Here is a 19,531-nt window from a genome sequence, read left to right on the forward strand (position 1 = left end):
TCCTCGAGGCTCTCAGTACGCGAAGGACAGGGGGCGGTCGGCGTCGTCGTCCTGCGCCTCGGGCGACTCGTCGCGCACCGTGTCGGGCACGCCCTCCATCGCGTAGCGGCGCATGAGGCGGAACCAGACGACGGCGAGGACGGCGTAGAGCAGGGTGAACGCGATCATCGACGTCAGGACCATGCCCGGGCTGACGACCGTCGACACCCCGCGCTCGGTGAGGAGCCGGACGGCGTCGATCCCCGTCGGGTTCGGGGCGACGACCCAGGGTTGACGTCCCATCTCCGTGAAGATCCAGCCGAAGGACGCGGCGAGGAACGGCATGGGCAGCGCGACGAGCGCGAGGTTGGAGAACCACTGCTTGTCGGTGACCCGACCCTTGCGGGTGAGCCAGAGCGCGGACACGGCGAGCGCGGCAGAGAAGGCGGCGAGGCCGATCATGAAGCGGAAGCTCCAGTAGCTGACGAAGAGGTTCGGCGTGTAGGTGACCGGGTTGCCGGCCTGGTCGACGTCGCCGTAGCGCTCGGTGTACTCCTCCTGGACGTCCGTGACGCCGGGGAGGTAGGAGTCCTCGCCGGAGAAGCTGCCGGTGCCGAGATAGCTGGCGAGCCCGGGGATCTCGAGCACGTGGCTGACGCCCTCGCACGAGTTGCTGAGGTCGCCGATCGTCAGGAGCGAGAACGCGGCGCTCTCCTGGCCGTCGCAGAGCGCCTCGGCGGACGACATCTTGCCGGGCTGCTGCTCATACATGATCTTGCCCTGGATGTCCCCGGAGACGCCGACGCCGATCCCGGCGACGAGCATCGCGATGGCCCCGAGCACGAGTCCGGGCCGGTAGACGTCCCGGGCCAGCGCCACGTTCTCGGGGCGGCGGGTCCGCACGAGACGGACCATCCACCAGGCGCAGATCGCGGTGACGAACCCGCCGGCCGTGAGGAACGCGGCGGTGACGGTGTGGGGGAACGCGGCGAGCAGCGTGTTGTTGCTGAGCACCGCCCAGATGTCGACGAGCTCGGCGCGGCCGGTCTCAGGGTTGTACTCGGTACCGACCGGGTGCTGCATCCACGAGTTCGCGGCCAGGATGAAGTAGGCGGACAGGTTGACGGAGATCGCCACCGCCCAGATGCACGCGAGATGGATCTTCTTGCTCAGTCGGTCCCACCCGAAGATCCAGAGCCCGAGGAACGTCGACTCGATGAAGAACGCGGCGAGCGCCTCCATCGCGAGCGGCGCGCCGAACACGTCGCCGACGAAGCGGGAGTACTCGGACCAGTTCATGCCGAACTGGAACTCCTGGACGATCCCCGTGGCGACGCCGATCGCGAAGTTGATCAGCAGGAGCTTGCCGAAGAACTTGGTCAGTCGCAGCCACCGCTCGTTGCCCGTGCGGTACCAGGCGGTCTGCATGATCGCGACGAGCGGCGCGAGGCCGATCGTGAGGGGCACGAAGATGAAGTGATAGACGGTGACGATGCCGAACTGCCAGCGGGCGAGATCTAGGGCTTCCACGGGAGCGCTCCCAGCTAGGGCGGGACTGTGAGTTGAAACTACGGCCACTGTGCCCCATGCGCACGGGCTGGAGAGGGGTCCGCGGCCGTTCTGTGACGCAATTGTGAACATCTTCACATGAGTCGCGGCGCGTTTGCTGACGAATTCGACCTGAGCGTATTTATCCACGATGCGTGCGCCCCCAGGCCCGTCGCGGCCGCTGTGCGATACTGGCAGCTACCGGGGGCTCCCACATCGCCCTCGGCAGAACGTGTTCGCCCCGCCTGTGCCCGCAGCAGAGGGAGCGCCGCTCGAGACGTGCGAACCGCACGACGAGCGTGCCGCCCCCGCCGCGCGCCGTGCGGAGGTGACCGTCCACGACGACTTCCGTCGCCGGGTGAGGTGCACGCACCGGCCCGAGCGACGACCGACCGCCCCAGGGGCCGCCAGGTGTGGGGGTGGTTCGCGGGGTGACAGGAGTACCCGCGTGAGTTCCGAGAACGCATCAGCAGCAGGCGAAGAGGCTACGCAGGCACCGAGGAAGCGTCGTCGCGTCACGCGTGACACCGCCGCGATGAAGGCCGCTCAGCCCTCGTCCGCCGTCGAGCCCACGGCGTCTTCCCCGGCCTCTGCGACCTCCGTGCCGAGCGCCCCCGCCGAGCCCGCCCCCACGACCACGTCGGGGTCTGCCTCGACGGCGGCCTCGACCGATGGTTCCCCGGCCGCCGGTGCCCGATCCGCGTCCTCGGCCGGCGGTTCGAGCACGGCAGCCCCCGCGAAGCGCTCGCGCCGCGTGGTCCGGTCCACGGGGCAGGCGGGTCAGGACGCCGTCCAGGACGCGAAGACCCAGGACGAGAAGACGCCGGGCTCCGCGACCCGGAGCGCGTCGGCGGACGCCCAGGCGGACGCCGCGTCGGCGCCCGCCGCGCAGGCTGATGCGCCCGTCGAGCAGGCGGCAGCACCGAAGCGGCGCCGGGCCTCCCGTGCGACCGGTTCGTCGGCAGGATCGACGGACGGGCAGACGGCGAAGGCCGGCGAGCCCGAGGCTTCGGCCGACGCGACCGAGCCGCCCGCGAAGTCCGGCAAGGCCAGCAGGACGAGCAAGTCCGGCAAGGCCACCAAGGCCGGCACCTCCGCGAAGTCCGACAGCAGCACTCAGTCCGACAGCACGGCGAAGTCTGACAGCGCGGTGAAGTCCGGCAGGTCCGGCAGCGCGAAGTCCCGCAAGGCCGCGACGTCAGGCAGCGACACGAAGGACGCCAAGGACGCGGGCGCGCAGGGCACCTCGGGGGACCGCTCGGAGAAGGCTTCGGCGCAGTCCGAGGGCGCCGCGACGGCGGGCGAGGCCGAGGTCACCGAGACGTCGGGGACCGCGAAGAAGTCCGGCGGCCGCAAGCCGGCCAAGGCCGCCGGCGGCACGCGGGCGAAGGTCTCCTCGCGGTCGACGGAGAGCTCCGCCGCATCCACGGGGTCTGACGAGGCGAACGAGTCGACCGGGGGCACTCCGGTCGCCGGCGCGAAGCTCGCGACGACGGCGCTCCTGTTCCAGGCTCCGGAGCCGACCCGTCGTTCGCGGCGCGTCCAGGCTCCCGCCGGGCCGCCGTCGGCGCCCGCCCAGCCCATGTTCGCGTCGGCGTCGTTCGGCGCGGCTGCCGCAGCGGCGCCCGTCGAGGACGCAGCGAACGAGAAGACGACCTCCTCGAGGTCCGGGGCGTCCAAGTCTCGCTCGAAGGGTCGCGCCGCGGCCGACGACATCGCGACCGAGGCTGCGACCGACACTGCGACCGACACTGCGAACGACACCGCGTCCGACGATGCCGGACGCCGGTCGTCAGCCGACGCGACGCCGTCCGACGCCACGCCCGCCGACGACGCACAGGCCGAGCGCCCCGCCGGACGTTCGCGCGGCGGACGCCGCAAGGCCGCGTCGCGACCCGCCGGGTCGCCCGACCGGGCAGGTGCGGCACAGCCCGACGCCGAAGCCTCCGCGCCGGAGCTGAGCGACGACGAGGCCGCCGCGGTCGAGGAGGTCGGCCTCATCGAGTCCGAGCTCGTCGCCGAGGGCGTCGAGGTCCCGACCGACCCGTTCGAGGACGAGGTCGACGACTCCGAGGCCGACAGCAGCGAGGACGACGACTCCGAGAGCTCGGACGGTTCCGGCGAGGCCGGCGACAGGTCCGGCGCCCCGCGCCGTCGTCGCCGCCGCGGTGGCCGTGGTCGTCGTCGCAGCGGCGACAACCGTGACGGGGGCTCCGACGCCGAGAACGGCGACGGCTCCTCCGCAGGCCGGGGGACGTCGTCCGACGACGCCGCGAGCGACGGCCAGGACGGCGACGAGGGCCGTGACGCCCAGGGCGGCGACCGTTCGGGCTCCGACACGAAGCCTGCCCAGGACGACGCGTCCGATGCCGAGTCGGGCGACGGCTCCGCGCAGGGCGACTCCGAGGACTCGTCCGACGAGGGCGGCAGCAGCTCCAGCCGTCGTCGGCGTCGGCGCCGCCGCGGCGGGCGCGGCGAGTCGGGCGACGGTGGCCGCTCCGGCGACCGCGCCTCGAGCGACCGCAGCGCGCGCACCCGCAACATCAACGACGAGGTGACCGCGCTCAAGGGCTCGACGCGCCTCGAGGCCAAGCGTCAGCGCCGCCGCGACGGACGTGACGCGGGGCGTCGCCGTCAGATCATCACGGAGGCCGAGTTCCTGGCGCGCCGCGAGTCGGTCGAGCGGTCGATGGTCGTGCGCGAGAAGGACGGCCGCACCCAGATCGCGGTGCTCGAGGACGGGATCCTCGTCGAGCACTACGTCTCCCAGCAGTCGGCCGCGTCGATGGTGGGCAACGTCTACCTCGGCCGCGTCCAGAACGTGCTGCCGAGCATGGAGGCTGCCTTCGTCGACGTCGGCAAGGGGCGCAACGCCGTCCTGTACGCGGGCGAGGTCAACTGGAACGCGGCGGGCCTCGACGGCAAGCCGCGCCGCATCGAGTCGGCGCTCAAGTCGGGCGACAGCGTGCTCGTGCAGGTCACGAAGGACCCGATCGGCCACAAGGGTGCGCGGCTGACGTCGCAGGTCACCCTCGCCGGGCGCTTCCTGGTCTACGTGCCGGGTGGCGGCATGACGGGCATCTCCCGCAAGCTCCCCGACACCGAGCGGAACCGGCTCAAGAAGATCCTCAAGGAGGTCGTGCCCGAGGGCTCGGGCGTGATCGTGCGCACCGCGGCCGAGGGGGCGAGCGAGACCGACCTGCGGGCCGACGTCGAGCGCCTGCAGAAGCAGTGGGAGGCCATCGAGAAGAAGTCGAAGAGCGCGTCCGCGCCGTCGCTGCTCCAGGGCGAGCCCGACATGGCGATCCGTGTCGTGCGCGACATCTTCAACGACGACTTCACCTCGCTCGTCGTCTCGGGCGAGTCGGCGTGGAGCGAGATCTCCGGGTACGTGGGCGACCTCGCCCCCGATCTCGCGGACCGCGTGCAGCGCTGGACCTCCGAGCAGGACGTGTTCACGGTGCACCGCGTCGACGAGCAGCTCTCGAAGGGGCTCGACCGCAAGGTCTGGCTCCCGTCGGGCGGATCGCTCGTCATCGACCGCACCGAGGCCATGACGGTCGTCGACGTCAACACCGGGAAGTTCACGGGGTCGGGCGGGACGCTCGAGGAGACGGTCACGAAGAACAACCTCGAGGCCGCCGAGGAGATCGTCCGACAGCTCCGCCTGCGCGACATCGGCGGGATCATCGTCGTCGACTTCATCGACATGGTGCTCGAGTCGAACCGCGACCTCGTGCTGCGCCGCCTCGTCGAGTGCCTCGGGCGCGACCGCACCAAGCACCAGGTCGCCGAGGTCACCTCGCTCGGCCTGATCCAGATGACCCGCAAGCGCGTCGGCCAGGGCCTGGTCGAGGCGTTCAGCGAGACCTGCGACCACTGCAACGGACGCGGCTTCATCGTCCACACCGACCCCATCGAGAAGGGCTCGAACGGCGGTCAGTCCGGTCGTCAGTCCGGGGGTCGGACGTCGGCCGCGACAGCCGGTCCGGTCGCTCGCCCCAGTCGGGGGAGCAGTCGGACGACGGCGAGTCCGGGCGCTCGTCGCGCTCGCGTGGTGGTCGCGGTGGACGCGGCGGGCGCGGGGGAGCGAAGGACGAGAACCACGGCGAGCACCAGGCCGTGCCGGTCCTCCCGGAGCCGACCTCCGAGGCCCGGGCGGCGGTCAAGGCCACGCTGGCGACCATCGCTGCCGCGGCGGCGCACGCGCACGAGCACGACGCGGAGCACCCCGAGGGCGCCGGCGCCGCAGACCCGTCCGGGGCTGCGGGCGGCTCGTCCGACTCCGCCGCGAGCGGCACGGGTGACGGGGCTGCGGCGGCCGCTGCTGCCGCGGTCGACGAGGTCGTCAAGGGTGCCGTCGGCGACCTGGGCATCGTCCTGCCGGAGCGTCCGCGCGACGGGCAGCCGGCGAAGGGTTCGGCCACGTCCGACGCCGAGCCGGACGATCCGGCCAAAGGAGCCGGCGCCGACGGCGCCGAGCCCAGCGGAACCGAGACCGGCGGCACCGAACCCGACGGAACCGAGACCGGCGGCTCCGAGCCCAGCGGAACCGAGCCCGGCTCCGACCCGACCGACGAAGCCCCGGACGCTGATGGACCGGCTGCTGGGACGTCGTCCGAGGTGAACGACCAGTCCTAGACGCGGGAGCGCGGGAAGGGCACCGGCGCAGGCCGGCCCTGGCCGACCCGCACCCGACCCGCAACCGACGCTGCAGGTCACACCCCTGAGGTTTGACCTGCAGCGTCCGATTCCGTAATCTTGGACGTCGGTGCGCTTCACGCGCGCCTTTCCGGTGTGCCCCCGGACCAGATCGCACTCCTGCACCGCGGTGTACCGAGTCACCAAGACGGTCGGGCGGGCTGAGCACACGACATGGCGAGAGAGATGAGCAGCAACGTGGTGTACGCAGTGGTGAAGGCCGGAGGCCGCCAGGAGAAGGTGTCCGTCGGCGATATCGTCGTCGTCGACCGTCTGAAGGCGACCGAGGGTGCGTCCGTCGAGCTTCCTGCTCTCCTCCTCGTCGACGGGGAGAAGGTGACCACCGACGCCGAGAAGCTCGCGAAGGTCAAGGTCACCGCCGAGGTCGTCCGGGACGAGAAGGGCCCGAAGATCACGATCCTCCGGTACAAGAACAAGACCGGCTACCGCCGCCGCCAGGGCCACCGTCAGCAGCTGACGCGCCTGAAGGTCACCGGCATCAAGTGATCCTCCCGCCGGCCCCTCGCCGGCCCGGGACTCCCTCGAAACTCTTCGTACGAAAGCAGGACTGACATGGCACACAAGAAGGGCGCGAGCTCCTCGCGCAACGGTCGCGACTCGAACGCGCAGTACCTCGGCGTCAAGCGCTTCGGCGGTCAGGTCGTCGGTGCGGGCGAGATCATCGTCCGCCAGCGCGGCACCCACTTCCACCCCGGCAACAACGTCGGCCGCGGCAAGGACGACACGCTGTTCGCCCTCGCTCCGGGCTCCGTGCTCTTCGGCACGCGTCGTGGCCGCAAGGTCATCGACATCGTCACCGTCGAGGCCTGAGCACCAGCTGAGCTTCACCCGACCAGCGACCGGGACCGTTCCCGGGACGCTGGCCGGCACCCGGGAGGGGCGCACCGACGTCGGTGCGCCCCTCCCGTCGTCTGTACCTGAAAGGATCACCTCATGGCCACGTTCGTCGATCGCGTCGTCCTGCACGTCGCCGGGGGTGACGGCGGCAACGGGTGCGCCTCGATCCGCCGCGAGAAGTTCAAGCCCCTCGCCGGGCCCGACGGCGGCAACGGCGGCAACGGCGGCACCGTCCTGCTGCGCGTGGCCCCGGGTACGACGACGCTGCTCGCCTACCACCACTCCCCGCACCGTCGCGCGACGTCCGGCACCCAGGGCATGGGCGACAACCGGCACGGCGCCAACGGGGAGACCTCGTGCTCGACGTCCCCGACGGCACCGTCGTGAAGGACCCCGACGGCACGGTGCTCTGCGACCTCGTGGGCAATGGTGCGGAGTACGTGATCGCCGCCGGCGGCCGCGGTGGCCTCGGCAACGCCGCGCTCTCGTCGCAGAAGCGCAAGGCGCCCGGCTTCGCCCTGCTGGGGAGCCCGGTGACGAGGCCGAGGTCGTCCTCGAGCTCAAGTCGATCGCGGACGTCGCCCTCGTCGGCTTCCCGAGCGCGGGCAAGTCGTCGCTCGTCGCGGCGATCAGCGCGGCTCGCCCGAAGATCGCCGACTACCCGTTCACCACGCTGGTCCCGAACCTGGGCGTCGTCCAGGGTGGTGACACGCGGTTCACCGTCGCGGACGTCCCCGGCCTGATCCCCGGCGCCAGCGAGGGCAAGGGCCTCGGCCTCGAGTTCCTGCGCCACATCGAGCGCACCGCCGTGATCGTCCACGTCCTCGACTGCGCGACGCTCGAGCCCGGCCGCGACCCGCTCACCGACCTCGACGTCCTCGAGGCCGAGCTCGCGACCTACGCCGGCGACCTCGCGATCGAGGGCGGGCGCGTCCCGCTCATGGAGCGCCCCCGCGTCGTCGTCCTCAACAAGATCGACGTGCCCGAGGCGCGCGAGCTCGCCGACCTGGTGCGCCCCGAGCTCGAGGCCCGCGGGCTGCGGGTCTTCGAGATCTCGGCGGTCAGCCACGAGGGGCTGCGCCAGCTGTCGTTCGCCCTCGCGGAGATCGTCGAGCGCTCGCGTGCCGCCGCCCCTGCGCCCGAGACGACCCGCGTCGTCCTGCGCCCCAAGGCGGTCGACGACGCGGGCTTCACGGTCAAGCGCATGGAGCAGAACGGCGAGGTCTACTTCTGGGTGCGCGGGACGCGCGTCGAGCGCTGGGTGCGGCAGACCGACTTCTCGAACGACGAGGCCGTCGGCTACCTGGCCGACCGGCTCGCGCGCGCGGGCGTCGAGGACAAGCTCTTCAAGTCCGGCGCCGTCTCGGGCGACGAGGTGCGGATCGGTCCCGAGAAGAGCCAGGTCGTCTTCGACTGGGAGCCCACGCTGCACAGCGGCGCCGAGCTGCTCACCGGTCCTCGCGGCACGGACCTGCGCCTCGAGGAGAGCGAGCGGCCCACCCGCAAGGACAAGCGCCGCGAGTACACCGAGCGCATGGACGCCAAGGCCGAGGCCCGCGCGGAGCTGTGGACCGAGCGCGAGGGCGGGCACTGGACGGACCCCGAGAAGGACTGACGCGCCGGCGTGCCGGGCCGGGCCGGGCCGGGCTCGGCCCGGTCGGCCCAGTCGGCCACGCTGGCGGGCGGGTGATGGGGCGCCGGGAGGTGACAGCACCGGCGTCACCGTCACGCGATCGGGCCGGACGTGGTCGACGACACTGTGAGTGACCTCACCTGATTCGCCGGTGTGCTACGGCCCCTTCCCGCCCGCACCGGTTCCCGCGATGATGGCCGCGTGACTCTTACTTCTCGAGCCCAGATGTCCGACGCCCACCGTGTCGTCGTGAAGATCGGCTCGTCGTCCCTCACCGGGGACGACGGTCGGCTCGCGCCAGGAGCGATCCGCACGCTCGCCGACGTGATCGCAGGACGCCACGCGGCAGGCCAGCAGGTCGTCCTCGTGACGTCCGGATCGGTCGCCGCCGGGATCGACCCGCTGGGGCTGGCGACCCGCCCGCGGGACCTCGCGACCGCGCAGGCGACCGCGTCCGTCGGGCAGGGCATGCTGATCGCCCGCTACACCGCGGCCTTCGCCGCGCACGGCCTCCAGGTCGGGCAGGTCCTGCTCACCGCCGAGGACACCGTGCGCCGCGGCCACTACCGCAACGCCCAGCGCGCGCTCGAGCGCCTGCTCGAGCTCGGCGTCGTCCCCATCGTCAACGAGAACGACGCCGTCGCGACCAACGAGATCCGGTTCGGCGACAACGACCGACTCGCGGCCCTCGTCAGCCACCTCGTCCGCGCCGACGCCATGGTGCTGCTCACCGACGTCGACGGCCTCTACACGGGCCCGCCCGACAAGCCCGGCTCGACCCGCATCTCCGAGATCCGCTCGCCCGCGGACCTCGAGGGCATCGAGGTCACCGGTCGCGGCAGCGCCGTGGGGACCGGCGGCATGACGACGAAGCTCGAGGCGGCGTCGATCGCGACGACCTCCGGCATCCCCGTGGTGCTCACGAAGGCGCAGAACGTCACGGTGGCGCTCGCGGGCGAGGAGGTCGGCACCTGGTTCGCCGCGACCGGCAAGCGCACGTCGCGGCGGCGGCTCTGGCTCGCGCACGCGGCGCGCACCCGCGGGTCGCTCGTGCTGGACGACGGCGCGGTCGCGGCCGTGCGCGGAGGGCGGGCCTCGCTCCTGCCCGCCGGGGTGACCGACGTGACGGGCGACTTCGACGCCGGGGACCCCGTCGACCTGGTCGACGCGCACGGCGTCGTGGTCGCGCGCGGGCTGGTGGCCTTCGACTCGTCCGAGATCCCGGGGCTGCTCGGTCGCTCGACGCACGACCTGCGGGACGAGCTCGGCGAGGGCTACGACCGCGAGGTCGTCCACCGCGACGACCTCGTGCTCGTCCGGGTGCGCCGCCGCTGATCCTGGCGGCCCGCCGGCTGGCATCCTGGGGCGATGACCGCATCCTCCGTCCGCGTGACGCCTGGGCGTCCCTCCTCGACCGCGGGGCGTCCCTCCTCGGTGACCGACGCCTCGGTGGCGCGGCTCCTGCGGAGGCTCGCCGCGTCGTCCGACACCGGTAGCGAGAGCAGCGCGGGTGACGGGACCTGCCGGCGGACCGTGACCACGGTCGCCCCGATGACGGGCGATCCGGTGGCCGAGCTGCCGCTCGCGACGGCGGGCGACGTCGTTGCGGCGCAGCGACGAGCCCGCGAGGCGCAGGCGATCTGGGCGGGCGTGCCGGTCCGCCGGCGAGCCCAGGTCCTGCTGCGGTTCCACGATCTGGTGCTGGAGCGGCAGGACGAGGCGCTCGACCTGATCCAGTGGGAGAACGGCAAGGTGCGCCGGGACGCCCACCTCGAGGTCCTCGACGTCGCGAACACCGCCCGCTACTACGCCCGCCGTGCGCCGGGACTACTGGCGCCGTCGTCGCGTCGCGGGGTCTACCCGGTGCTGACGAAGGTCGTCGAGCTCCACCGGCCCGTCGGCGTCGTCGGCGTGATCTCACCGTGGAACTACCCGCTGAGTCTCGCGGTCGGCGACACGCTGCCAGCGCTGGTCGCGGGGAACGCCGTCGTGCAGAAGGTCGACACCCAGACCGCGCTCACCGCGCTGTGGTCCGCGGAGCTCATGGACGAGGCGGGGCTCCCCGCGGACCTCTGGCAGCTCGTCGTCGGCGAGCCCTCGGACCTCGGGGACGCGCTCGTCGGCGGCTCCGACTTCGTCATGTTCACCGGCTCGACCGCGGCGGGGCGGCGCATAGCCCGCCAGGCGGGGAGCAGCTCACCGGCTGCTCGCTCGAGCTCGGGGGCAAGAACCCGCTGCTGGTGCTCGACGACGCCGACGTCGCCGCGGCCGTCGAGGGAGCGGTGCGCGCCTGCTTCTCGTCCTCGGGCCAGCTGTGCCTGTCGGTCGAGCGCATGTACGTCGCGGACGCGATCTACGACGCGTTCGTGCCCGCGTTCGTGACGGCGGTCGGGTCGATGGTCGTCGCGCCCGGATACGGCGCCGAGGCGCAGATGGGGTCGATCACGTCCGCGGCCGGGCTCGACAGGATCAGGGCCCACGTGGACGACGCGGTCGCGAAGGGGGCGACGGTCCTCACCGGCGGGACGACCCTGCCGGAGGCCGGGCCGCTCTACTACGCCCCGACCGTCCTGGCCGGGGTCGACGAGTCGATGGACCTGTTCGCCGAGGAGACGTTCGGGCCCGTGGTCTCGGTCTACCGCGTGGCCGACGAGGACGAGGCGGTCCGGCGCGCCAACGACTCGCGGTACGGACTGAACGCCAGCGTCTGGACGTCCGACGCTCGGCGCGGGGCGGCCGTCGCGGCCGGCGTGCGGGCGGGGACCGTCAACGTCAACGAGGCGTTCGCCGCGGCCTGGGGCTCCGTGGACGCGCCGATGGGCGGCATGGGAGCGTCCGGCCTCGGGCGCCGCCACGGCGCGGTCGGGCTGCTGAAGTACACGGAGTCGCAGACGGTCGCCGTGCAGCGGGGCGTCACCCTCGGCGTGCCGGACGGCGTCCCGTTCGACCGGTACGCGCGCCGCCTCACCACGATGCTCAAGGGCCTGCGCCGGATCGGTGCGCGGTAGCCCGGTGGTCCGGTCGGCGGCGGTCTACGGGTGTGACAGTCCACCGCCCGCCGCCGTAGTGTCGTCGCCATGACTGCCGAAACGACCACCCCGCCCTCGACAGTGCCCCCGGCGAGCTCGACGAGCTCGACGCCCTCGACCGTGAACGACGCCCCTCCTGCCGGCCCTCAGGCAGGGAGCCCGGTGCCGGACGACGTCCGTACCGCGGTGCTGGACATCGCCCGTCGGGCGAAGGTCGCCTCCCGCAGCCTCGCCACCGCGACCCGGGCGAGCAAGGACGCGGCACTCGTCGCGCTCGCCGACGCGCTGGTGGCTCACGCCGACCAGATCGTCGCCGCGAACGCGGAGGACCTGGCGCGCGGCCGAGCGAAGGACATGAGCGAGGGGCTGCTCGACCGGCTCGCGCTCACGCCGGAGCGCATCGGGGCGATCGCGGACGCGCTGCGCGAGCTCGCGTCGCTGCCCGACCCTGTCGGTGAGGTCGTGCGCGGCTCGACGCTCCCCAACGGCCTCCGCCTGCGTCAGGTGCGCGTGCCGATGGGCGTCGTCGGGATGATCTACGAGGCTCGCCCCAACGTGACCGTCGACGCCGCCGGCCTGGCCCTGAAGTCGGGCAACGCCGTGATCCTGCGCGGAGGCTCCGCGGCCGCCAGCTCCAACGAGGTGATCGTCTCCGTCCTCGCCGAGGCCCTCGAGGCCCAAGGCCTGCCGGGCGACCTCGTCCAGTCCATCGACGCCCACGGGCGTCCCGGCGGCGTCGCGCTGATGCACGCGCGCGGCCTCGTCGACGTGCTGGTGCCGCGCGGTGGCGCCGACCTGATCCAGACCGTCGTGCGCGAGTCGACCGTCCCGGTCATCGAGACCGGCGTCGGCAACTGCCACGTGTACGTGGACGCGTCCGCGGACCCGATGACGGCGCTCGAGATCGTCCTGAACTCCAAGACCCACCGGGTGGGGGTCTGCAACGCGGCCGAGACGCTGCTCGTCCACGCCGACGCGGTCCCCGACCTGCTGCCCGCGATCCTGGACGCGCTCGACGCGGCCGGCGTCGTCCTGCACGGCGACGCAGCGACGGCGAAGGCCGCACCGCGCAAGGTCGACGTCATCCCGGCGACCGACGAGGACTGGGGCCGGGAGTATCTGGCACCCGAGATCGCCGTGCGCGTCGTCGACGACCTGGACGCTGCCCTCGAGCACATCCGCACCTGGAGCTCCGGGCACACCGAGGCGATCGTGACGCGTGACCTCGCGAGCAGCGAGCGGTTCGTCGCCGAGCTCGATGCGGCCGCGATCATCGTGAACGCGAGCACACGGTTCACCGACGGCCAGCAGTTCGGTCTCGGGGCCGAGATCGGTATCTCCACGCAGAAGCTCCACGCCCGCGGGCCGATGGGGCTGGGCGAGCTCACGACGACCAAGTGGATCGTGCACGGGGACGGGCACGTCCGCCCCTGACGGACGCGGGCGCGGCCCGCGGATCGTGCAAGAATGAAACGCTGCGCGGCGACCGTCGCGAAGCGCGAAGAGCATCGATACGACCGACACACTGGGTATGGAGGGCACCGTGGTTTCTGCTGCACTGATCGCCGCCGAGGAGGCTGCCGAGGTCGCGAGCGAGGGTGGAATCTCCCCGGTCCTGCTCGGTGTCCTCGCGTTCGTCGGGCTGGTCGCGCTCCTGGGCGTCACCTACGCGTTCCGGAGCGTCGGCACCCGTCACTGACGCGTCCGCGCGCCGGCGACCTGCCAACGACCGAGAGAGCACCGTGACGGCGAACGGAGCACCGAGACCCCGTGTCGGGGTGATGGGTGGGACGTTCGACCCGATCCACCACGGCCACCTGGTGGCCGCGTCCGAGGCCGCGGCGCTGCTCGGTCTCGACGAGGTGCTGTTCGTCCCGACGGGTCAGCCGACCTTCAAGCAGGGTCAGCAGGTCACCGACGGCGAGCACCGATATCTGATGACGGTGATCGCCACCGCGTCGAACCCGCGGTTCAACGTGAGCCGCGTGGACATCGACCGCGCGGGCCTCACCTACACGGTCGACACGCTGCGCGACCTCGCGGAGCAGCGGCCCGACGCCGATCTGTACTTCATCACGGGTGCCGACGCCATCGAGCAGATCCTCCGCTGGAAGGACGCGGGGGACCTGTGGGACATGGCGCACTTCGTCGCGGTGACGCGTCCGGACCACGAGCTCGATCTGGGCCACCTGCCGCCGGAGGTCGTCACGAAGCTCGAGGTGCCGGCCCTGTCGATCTCGTCGACGGACTGCCGGGAGCGGGCCCGCAAGGGTCAGCCCGTCTGGTACCTCGTCCCCGACGGTGTGGTGCAGTACATCGAGAAGCACAGACTGTATCGAGGTGCAACGAATGAGTGAGTCCACGGGTGAGCCGGTCCGGCCACTGACCCGGCGCGAGCTGCGCGAGCGTGAGCAGGCAGCCGCCGCGGCCCAGGAGGCTGCGGCCGCGTCCCGCGCGAGCGCGCCCCAGGCGAGCCCGCCCCCGCCGCCGGTGTCCCGCCGGTCGATGCGCGAGCCGTCGACGACAGAATCCACGCGGCAGCGCGCCGTGCGGCCCCCGCGGCCAGCACGGGCGTTCGGCGTCTCGACCAGACGGGCAGGCTCGCGCCGGTCGAGGATAGCGGCACGTTCGGCGGGTCGTCCCGCAGCGTGGCGCACCCCGGGTCGACCAGGACCGCGCCCAGCACCCCGCCCGTGACCACGTGGGGCGGCTCCAGGTCGTCGCGACCGCAGAGCGACCGTCCCTCGGCGGCGACGAGCGGCCCTCCTGCACCGAGGAGCGGCGATACGTCCGACCGGGCGTCGAGCCCCATGTATCGAGCGGCGACGACTCCGCAGTCCGCACCGGCCTCGCAGGCCGCGCCGACCTCCAAGGCTGCGCCGGTTTCGCAGGCCGCACCGGCTTCGCGCGCGACGAGCGGTCCCGCGACCCCGCACCCCTCGGAGTCCCAGTCGGCGACGGGCGCAGCAGCGCTCGGCGCCGACCGGCCCGTGGCGCCTGCGGTCGCGCCCGCGCGGCGTTCGATCCGGGACCGGGGACAGGCTGCGGCACCCGCCGAGCGGTCGGGCCCCGGCCAGACGGGCTCCGGCGCGCGGGGCGCGGCGGGGGCACGGCAGCGGCCACGGCCGCCGGGGCTGCGTCCGCCGGCGCAACCACTGGCGCAGCATCGACAGGTGCGAAGAGCTCGGCAGGTGCGCCCGGGCCGACCCTTCCCTGGGAGGCGGCGCCGTCCGCACGCTCCACCGGGCCAGTGGCGTCGAGCGCCGGCTCGCCCGAGTCCCCTCCTGCGTCCCCGGCCGCGTCGTCGGCGCAGTCAGCCCGGCTGCCCTGGGCGAGCCCGAGCGCACCCGCCGAAGGGGCGAACAACGCTTCCGGCTCTCCCTTCGCGCGACGGACGGCCGGGTCGGACGAAGGGCCGTTCGGGCTCGAAGCCCACCTGGAGAGTGGCCCGGTGCCGCAGGCGGGTTCGCGGGCGGGCGCACGGGCTGGGGCGCGTGCGACGGCCGACGACGCGGCCGACGCGCCGGAGAAGCGCCACTCGTACACCTGGCTCCACTTCATCATCCTCGTCGCCGTCGCGTTCGTCCTAGGGCTCCTGATCTGGGAGCTCGTCCTCAAGGGGACGACCCCTCGGCGGCCGCGGCGATGCTCCCGACCTTCTCCCCGACGGGCTCCTCGCCCGGTCTCCTCTAGACCCCGAACCACAGACAGGACTTCCTTCGTGACTGCCACCGAGCGTGCCACCGAGCTCGCCGTCATCGCTGCCCGTGCCGCCTCCGGCCTCAAGGCCGCCGAGATCATCGCGCTCGACGTCAGCGAGCAGCTCGTCCTCACCGACGTGTTCCTGATCGCCTCCGGCTCGAACGAGCGCCAGGTCTCGGCGATCGTCGACGCGGTCGAGGAGGCGCTGCACAAGGAGGGCGTCAAGCCTCTGCGCCGGGAGGGCAAGAGCGAGGCGCGGTGGGTGCTCATCGACTTCGGTGACATCGTCGTCCACGTGCAGCACGCCGAGGACCGGACCTACTACGCGCTCGAGCGCCTCTGGAAGGACTGCCCCAGCGTGGAGCTGCCCGAGGACGCGCGTGGCGGCGAGGGCGTCACGCCGTCCGCCGAGTGGTCCGCCCCGGACGGCTCGGACGGCCAGGTATACCTCTCGCAGGACCCTGACGCGTGACCGCCGGCACCATCGTCCTGCTGCGTCACGGCCGCACGGCCTACAACGCAGCGATGCGACTCCAGGGGCAGATCGACATCCCCCTCGACGAGATCGGTCAGTGGCAGGCGGAGCAGGGCGGCCGGGCGCTGGCGACCGCGCACCGCGCCGCGAAGATCGTCTCGTCCGACCTCACCCGGGCGTACGACACGGCGCTCGCATACGCGGCGGCGCTCGAGGGCGACCACGAGGTCGTCCCCGACCCGCGGCTGCGGGAGCGCTCGTTCGGCGAGTGGGAGGGCCTCGACGACGCCGCGATGGCCGCGGGCTGGCCGCAGGAGCACGCGGCGTGGAAGCGGGGCGCGGAGCCGACGTCCACCGGTGCCGAGCTCAAGGTCGACGTCGCGGCGCGCATGGTCGGGGCGATCACGGAGCACGCCGAACCGATGGGGGAGGACGAGACGCTCGTGGTCGTGTCCCACGGCGCCGCGATCACGCTCGCGGTGACCGGCCTGCTGGGGCTGGACACGTCGGTGTGGCGCGGGCTGAGCGGGATGCACAACGTGCACTGGTCCCACCTGCACCGCTCACGTCCGGGGGCGACGCCGGCATGGCGCCTCGTGGCGCACAACCTCGGGGCCGGGTTCCCGCTGGACGAGTGGAACGCTGGACCCGACTGGAATTTGGAGCCCAGCGGGGAGTCTGCGTAGACTAGCGACGCTCCGCACGAGGGTCCAGGCCTTCGCGGGAGTCGCGGATCCGCTGTATCGTGGCGGGTTCTCGGGGCTGTGGCGCAGCTGGTAGCGCACCTGCATGGCATGCAGGGGGTCAGGGGTTCGAGTCCCCTCAGCTCCACCGAACACGAGGCGCGGGACACCGATCAGGTGTCTCGCGCCTCTGTCGTTCCCGGTGCGAGCCACCGCGGGCCGTTGTGGGTCCGTACGAGTCCCCGCGAGCCGGAGTGCGTCCGTGCGTGTCCCCGCGGTGCGCGCCGGCCACGGTATGTCTGAGCCCTGGTCGGCCGCCGGTCGGCCGCCGGTCCACTCAGGCGGCACACTCGGTGGATGGACAAGATCGACCTCAAGAAGGAGCTCCCCGCCTTCCGTGCGACGCGGGGTCGGTTCGACGTCGTGGACGTCCCCGAGGCGCAGTACCTGATGGTCGACGGCCACGGGGACCCGAACACGTCGCCGGACTTCGCCGCCGCGGTCGGTGCGCTCTACCCCGTCGCGTACACGCTGAAGTTCGCGAGCCGACGGGACCTGGGTCGCGACTACGTCGTCCCGCCCATGGAGGGCCTGTGGTGGGCGCAGGACATGGACGCGTTCACCAGCGCGCGCGACAAGTCCCGGTGGGACTGGACGTTGATGATCATGGCGCCGGACTGGCTCGACCGCGGGGCGTTCGCAGCCGCCACCGAGGCGGTCCGCGCCAAGTCCGGGCCTGCGCGCCTCGACGAGGTCCGCCTCGAGTCGTTGCGCGAGGGTCGCTGTGTGCAGACCCTGCACGTGGGCTCGTTCGACGGCGAGGCCGAGGTGCTGGCGCGGTTGCACCACGAGTTCGTCCCGGCGAACGGTCTGCGGATGACGGGCACCCACCACGAGATCTATCTGAGCGACCCGCGTCGGACGGCGCCCGAGCGGCTCCGGACGATCCTGCGCCAGCCGGTCCGGCCGGCCGGTGATCCGGGCGACGCGGTGTAGCCGGCACCGGACGCTGGTAACCGCCGCGACCGGGGCGGAGCGGTTGTGCTGTCGACCGCTCAGGGGTCTCGCCGCGCTCCAGCACCCCGATCAGCTTCGCCAGCCGGCGTTCGCGCGTCGCGGGCGTGGGTGCGGTGACGATCGGGTGCAGGACGGCGTAGCGACCTTGGCTCTTGAGCGCTCCGAAGGTCTGGGCCGCGGCCGGAGACGCGGCCAGCGCGGCCGCCAGGTCGGTCGGCACCTCGATCGTCGCGGGACCGGCGTAGGCGCGGTCCCAGCGCCCGTCCGCCTGGGCGGCAGCCACCTCGGCACGACCGCGGGCGCGCATGCGGCCCTCCTGCTCGAGCCGGGCGACGTACCCGACGTTGCGCTTCGACCAGATCGATCGACGCCGTCGCGGGGTGAACCGCTGGCGGTACGTCGCGGCGTCGATGGACTTCGTCTGCCCGTCGATCCAGCCGCTGCACAGCGCCTCGTCGAGCGCCTCCGCGTACCGCAGCGAGGTCGGGTCGACGGTCCCCTTCTTCGCGAGGACGAGCCAGACGCCGTCGGACGTCTCCTCGTTCGCGTCGAGCCAGGCGCGCCACGCCGCGACGTCGGGGACGACGAGAAGCTCTTGCTCGGGTCTCTGCGCGGGGGCCATGCCGCCGACTCTAGGGGAGCCGCTGACACCCCTGCTACGGGAGGGGTGGCCGCCGCACGGCCAGGCCTGCGCGGGACGGGTCCAGGGCGACGGGGCTGGTCAGCACCGCCGAGCCACGCCGGAGCACACCGTCGCTGACCGGCATGCAGCGGATCCCGCCGCGTCCCCGCATCGCGTGGTGGGCGCCGGGTGCCAGCACACGGTCCATCCACGCGCACGGAGCAGCGTGCCGGCCGGCCCTCAGACGCACGGCGTCCCGACCGTCGCCGATCACGAACTCGCCGCCGAGCAGCGGCATGAGCTCGGCCCCGCGCAGGATCACGTTGCGACGAGTCAGCAACGGGTCGAGCGCCCCGGCCGCCAGCTCGTGCGCGATCGCCTCGAGCGACTCGACGGCGAACACGGTGACGGCAGCGTCCATGTGGGCGGCCTTGCCGTAGAAGCGGTCCCCGACGACCCCACGCCCGGCGTGGACGGTGACCTCGGCGGCGTCGGTGGTGAGTACGTCGGCGGCGCCGTCCCGCGGACGGCCGAAGTAGGCGTGCTCGGGGGAGACCAGCAGATGCAGCACCTCGACGTCGTACGTGTACGGGGGCGAGAGGCGTTCTCTCGTCACGCGGTCTCGTCGTCGGACCGCCGGGTGAGGCGGATGACGGGGATCGTGCGGTCCGTCCGTGTCTCGTACTCCGCGAAGCGCGGCGACTCGGCGACGACCGTGGCCCACGCGTCGCGGCGCTCGTCGCCGTGGAGCTCTCGCGCGGTGACTCGGACGGTCTCCGCGCCGGTCTCGATCGTCAACCGGTCCGGGTGCGCCGCCAGGTTGTGGTACCAGGCAGGATTGGCCGCTGCCCCCGCGGCCGAGGCGACGATGATCCAGGACCCGTCCCCGCCGTCGAACCACCCGACGGGAGTGGCCCGCTCCTGGCCGCTACGTCGTCCGACCGTCGTCAGGACGAGCACGTTCATGCCCATGACCTTCTTCGCCGGGTGGTCGGTCGCCGAACCGGTGGCCTTGGCGCCGGCGCGCCGCACCCGCCGGACCACCGAGGCGTTGAACCACTTCATGACGACACCGCCAGGCTGGCGGGCGCCACGGGTCCCGTGCTCGTCGCTGAAGCTCATGGGGTTCTCCTCGGTCGATCGACTCGGATCCTTCTATCATCACGTGTCCCGGTCGTCCGCACCGATCGGGCGGCCCTGCGTTCGTCACGGACACGCCGGAAGGTGTTCGATGGGCTGGTGAGCGGTCGTGCGGCCGGATCCACTCGAGACGACGGAGGAACG

15 protein-coding genes, 1 tRNA gene and 3 pseudogenes are annotated in these 19,531 nt (G+C 72.6%); 14 read left to right on the forward strand and 5 right to left on the reverse strand.

The features are described from left to right. Nucleotides 1-12 precede the first annotated feature (12 nt). Together QUE47_RS11740 and QUE47_RS11745 are read right to left on the reverse strand one after the other, a co-directional pair. Complete coding sequence (locus tag QUE47_RS11740) at nt 13-1,509, reverse strand: cytochrome ubiquinol oxidase subunit I (protein ID WP_286217435.1); 1,497 nt, start codon at nt 1,507-1,509, stop codon at nt 13-15. A 564-nt stretch (nt 1,510-2,073) separates the two neighbouring features. Beyond that, a complete protein-coding gene (locus QUE47_RS11745) occupies nt 2,074-2,295 on the reverse strand; it encodes a hypothetical protein (RefSeq protein ID WP_286217436.1) in 222 nt (73 codons plus the stop codon). Between QUE47_RS11745 and QUE47_RS11750 the strand changes: the two genes are divergently transcribed. The 14 genes and pseudogenes from QUE47_RS11750 (at nt 2,282) to QUE47_RS11815 (ending at nt 17,604) form a co-directional block, all read left to right on the forward strand. Continuing rightward, nucleotides 2,282-6,154, forward strand: coding sequence for an Rne/Rng family ribonuclease (locus QUE47_RS11750; RefSeq protein ID WP_286217437.1), 3,873 nt, complete (start codon nt 2,282-2,284; stop codon nt 6,152-6,154). The genes QUE47_RS11745 and QUE47_RS11750 overlap by 14 nt on opposite strands. A gap of 260 nt (nt 6,155-6,414) precedes the next feature. After that, a complete protein-coding gene (gene rplU, locus QUE47_RS11755) occupies nt 6,415-6,735 on the forward strand; it encodes a 50S ribosomal protein L21 (protein WP_286217438.1) in 321 nt (106 codons plus the stop codon). A gap of 66 nt (nt 6,736-6,801) precedes the next feature. Next, nucleotides 6,802-7,059 carry a 50S ribosomal protein L27 gene (rpmA, locus tag QUE47_RS11760; RefSeq protein WP_286217439.1) on the forward strand — a complete coding sequence of 86 codons (258 nt, stop codon included), beginning with the start codon at nt 6,802-6,804 and terminating at the stop codon, nt 7,057-7,059. Between the two features lie 123 nt (nt 7,060-7,182). Beyond that, nucleotides 7,183-7,562, forward strand: a pseudogene (obgE, locus tag QUE47_RS11765) (GTPase ObgE); the annotation flags it as partial. A 92-nt stretch (nt 7,563-7,654) separates the two neighbouring features. Beyond that, on the forward strand, nt 7,655-8,701 hold the full coding sequence (gene obgE, locus QUE47_RS11770; RefSeq protein ID WP_286219491.1) for a GTPase ObgE: 1,047 nt from the start codon (nt 7,655-7,657) through the stop codon (nt 8,699-8,701). Nucleotides 8,702-8,944: 243 nt separating this feature from the next. After that, on the forward strand, nt 8,945-10,054 hold the full coding sequence (gene proB, locus QUE47_RS11775) for a glutamate 5-kinase (RefSeq protein WP_286217440.1): 1,110 nt from the start codon (nt 8,945-8,947) through the stop codon (nt 10,052-10,054). 216 nt (nt 10,055-10,270) lie between these two features. Beyond that, a pseudogene (locus QUE47_RS11780) lies at nt 10,271-11,727 on the forward strand (succinic semialdehyde dehydrogenase). Nucleotides 11,728-11,796: 69 nt separating this feature from the next. After that, the gene (locus QUE47_RS11785) at nt 11,797-13,182 is read left to right on the forward strand and encodes a glutamate-5-semialdehyde dehydrogenase (protein WP_286217441.1); all 1,386 of its coding nucleotides are present in this window, start codon (nt 11,797-11,799) and stop codon (nt 13,180-13,182) included. Between the two features lie 109 nt (nt 13,183-13,291). After that, nucleotides 13,292-13,447, forward strand: coding sequence for a hypothetical protein (locus tag QUE47_RS11790; protein WP_286217442.1), 156 nt, complete (start codon nt 13,292-13,294; stop codon nt 13,445-13,447). Between the two features lie 82 nt (nt 13,448-13,529). Continuing rightward, nucleotides 13,530-14,105 carry a nicotinate-nucleotide adenylyltransferase gene (nadD, locus tag QUE47_RS11795; protein WP_286217443.1) on the forward strand — a complete coding sequence of 192 codons (576 nt, stop codon included), beginning with the start codon at nt 13,530-13,532 and terminating at the stop codon, nt 14,103-14,105. A 1,364-nt stretch (nt 14,106-15,469) separates the two neighbouring features. After that, on the forward strand, nt 15,470-15,922 hold the full coding sequence (gene rsfS / locus QUE47_RS11800) for a ribosome silencing factor (RefSeq protein WP_286217444.1): 453 nt from the start codon (nt 15,470-15,472) through the stop codon (nt 15,920-15,922). Further along, nucleotides 15,919-16,611 carry a histidine phosphatase family protein gene (locus tag QUE47_RS11805; protein WP_286217445.1) on the forward strand — a complete coding sequence of 231 codons (693 nt, stop codon included), beginning with the start codon at nt 15,919-15,921 and terminating at the stop codon, nt 16,609-16,611. The genes rsfS and QUE47_RS11805 overlap by 4 nt, the downstream gene beginning before the upstream one ends. Before the next feature lie 72 nt (nt 16,612-16,683). Next, nucleotides 16,684-16,756: transfer RNA gene (locus tag QUE47_RS11810), tRNA-Ala, on the forward strand. A gap of 209 nt (nt 16,757-16,965) precedes the next feature. Next, entirely contained in the window at nt 16,966-17,604 is a 639-nt protein-coding gene (locus QUE47_RS11815) for a GyrI-like domain-containing protein (RefSeq protein WP_286217446.1), read from the forward strand. A 61-nt stretch (nt 17,605-17,665) separates the two neighbouring features. Here QUE47_RS11815 and QUE47_RS11820 read toward each other — a convergent pair. The 3 genes and pseudogenes from QUE47_RS11820 to QUE47_RS11830 all read right to left on the reverse strand — a co-directional run. Next, a pseudogene (locus QUE47_RS11820) lies at nt 17,666-18,247 on the reverse strand (YdeI/OmpD-associated family protein); the annotation flags it as partial. 34 nt (nt 18,248-18,281) lie between these two features. Further along, nucleotides 18,282-18,863 carry an MOSC domain-containing protein gene (locus QUE47_RS11825; RefSeq protein ID WP_286217447.1) on the reverse strand — a complete coding sequence of 194 codons (582 nt, stop codon included), beginning with the start codon at nt 18,861-18,863 and terminating at the stop codon, nt 18,282-18,284. Beyond that, nucleotides 18,860-19,369, reverse strand: a complete 510-nt coding sequence (locus QUE47_RS11830) for a nitroreductase/quinone reductase family protein (protein ID WP_286217449.1) — start codon at nt 19,367-19,369, stop codon at nt 18,860-18,862. The genes QUE47_RS11825 and QUE47_RS11830 overlap by 4 nt, the downstream gene beginning before the upstream one ends. Nucleotides 19,370-19,531 lie beyond the last annotated feature (162 nt).

Origin of the sequence: Paraoerskovia sediminicola (assembly GCF_030296575.1) — a bacterium.
In the GTDB taxonomy this organism is placed as follows: Bacteria; Actinomycetota; Actinomycetes; order Actinomycetales; family Cellulomonadaceae; genus Paraoerskovia; species Paraoerskovia sediminicola.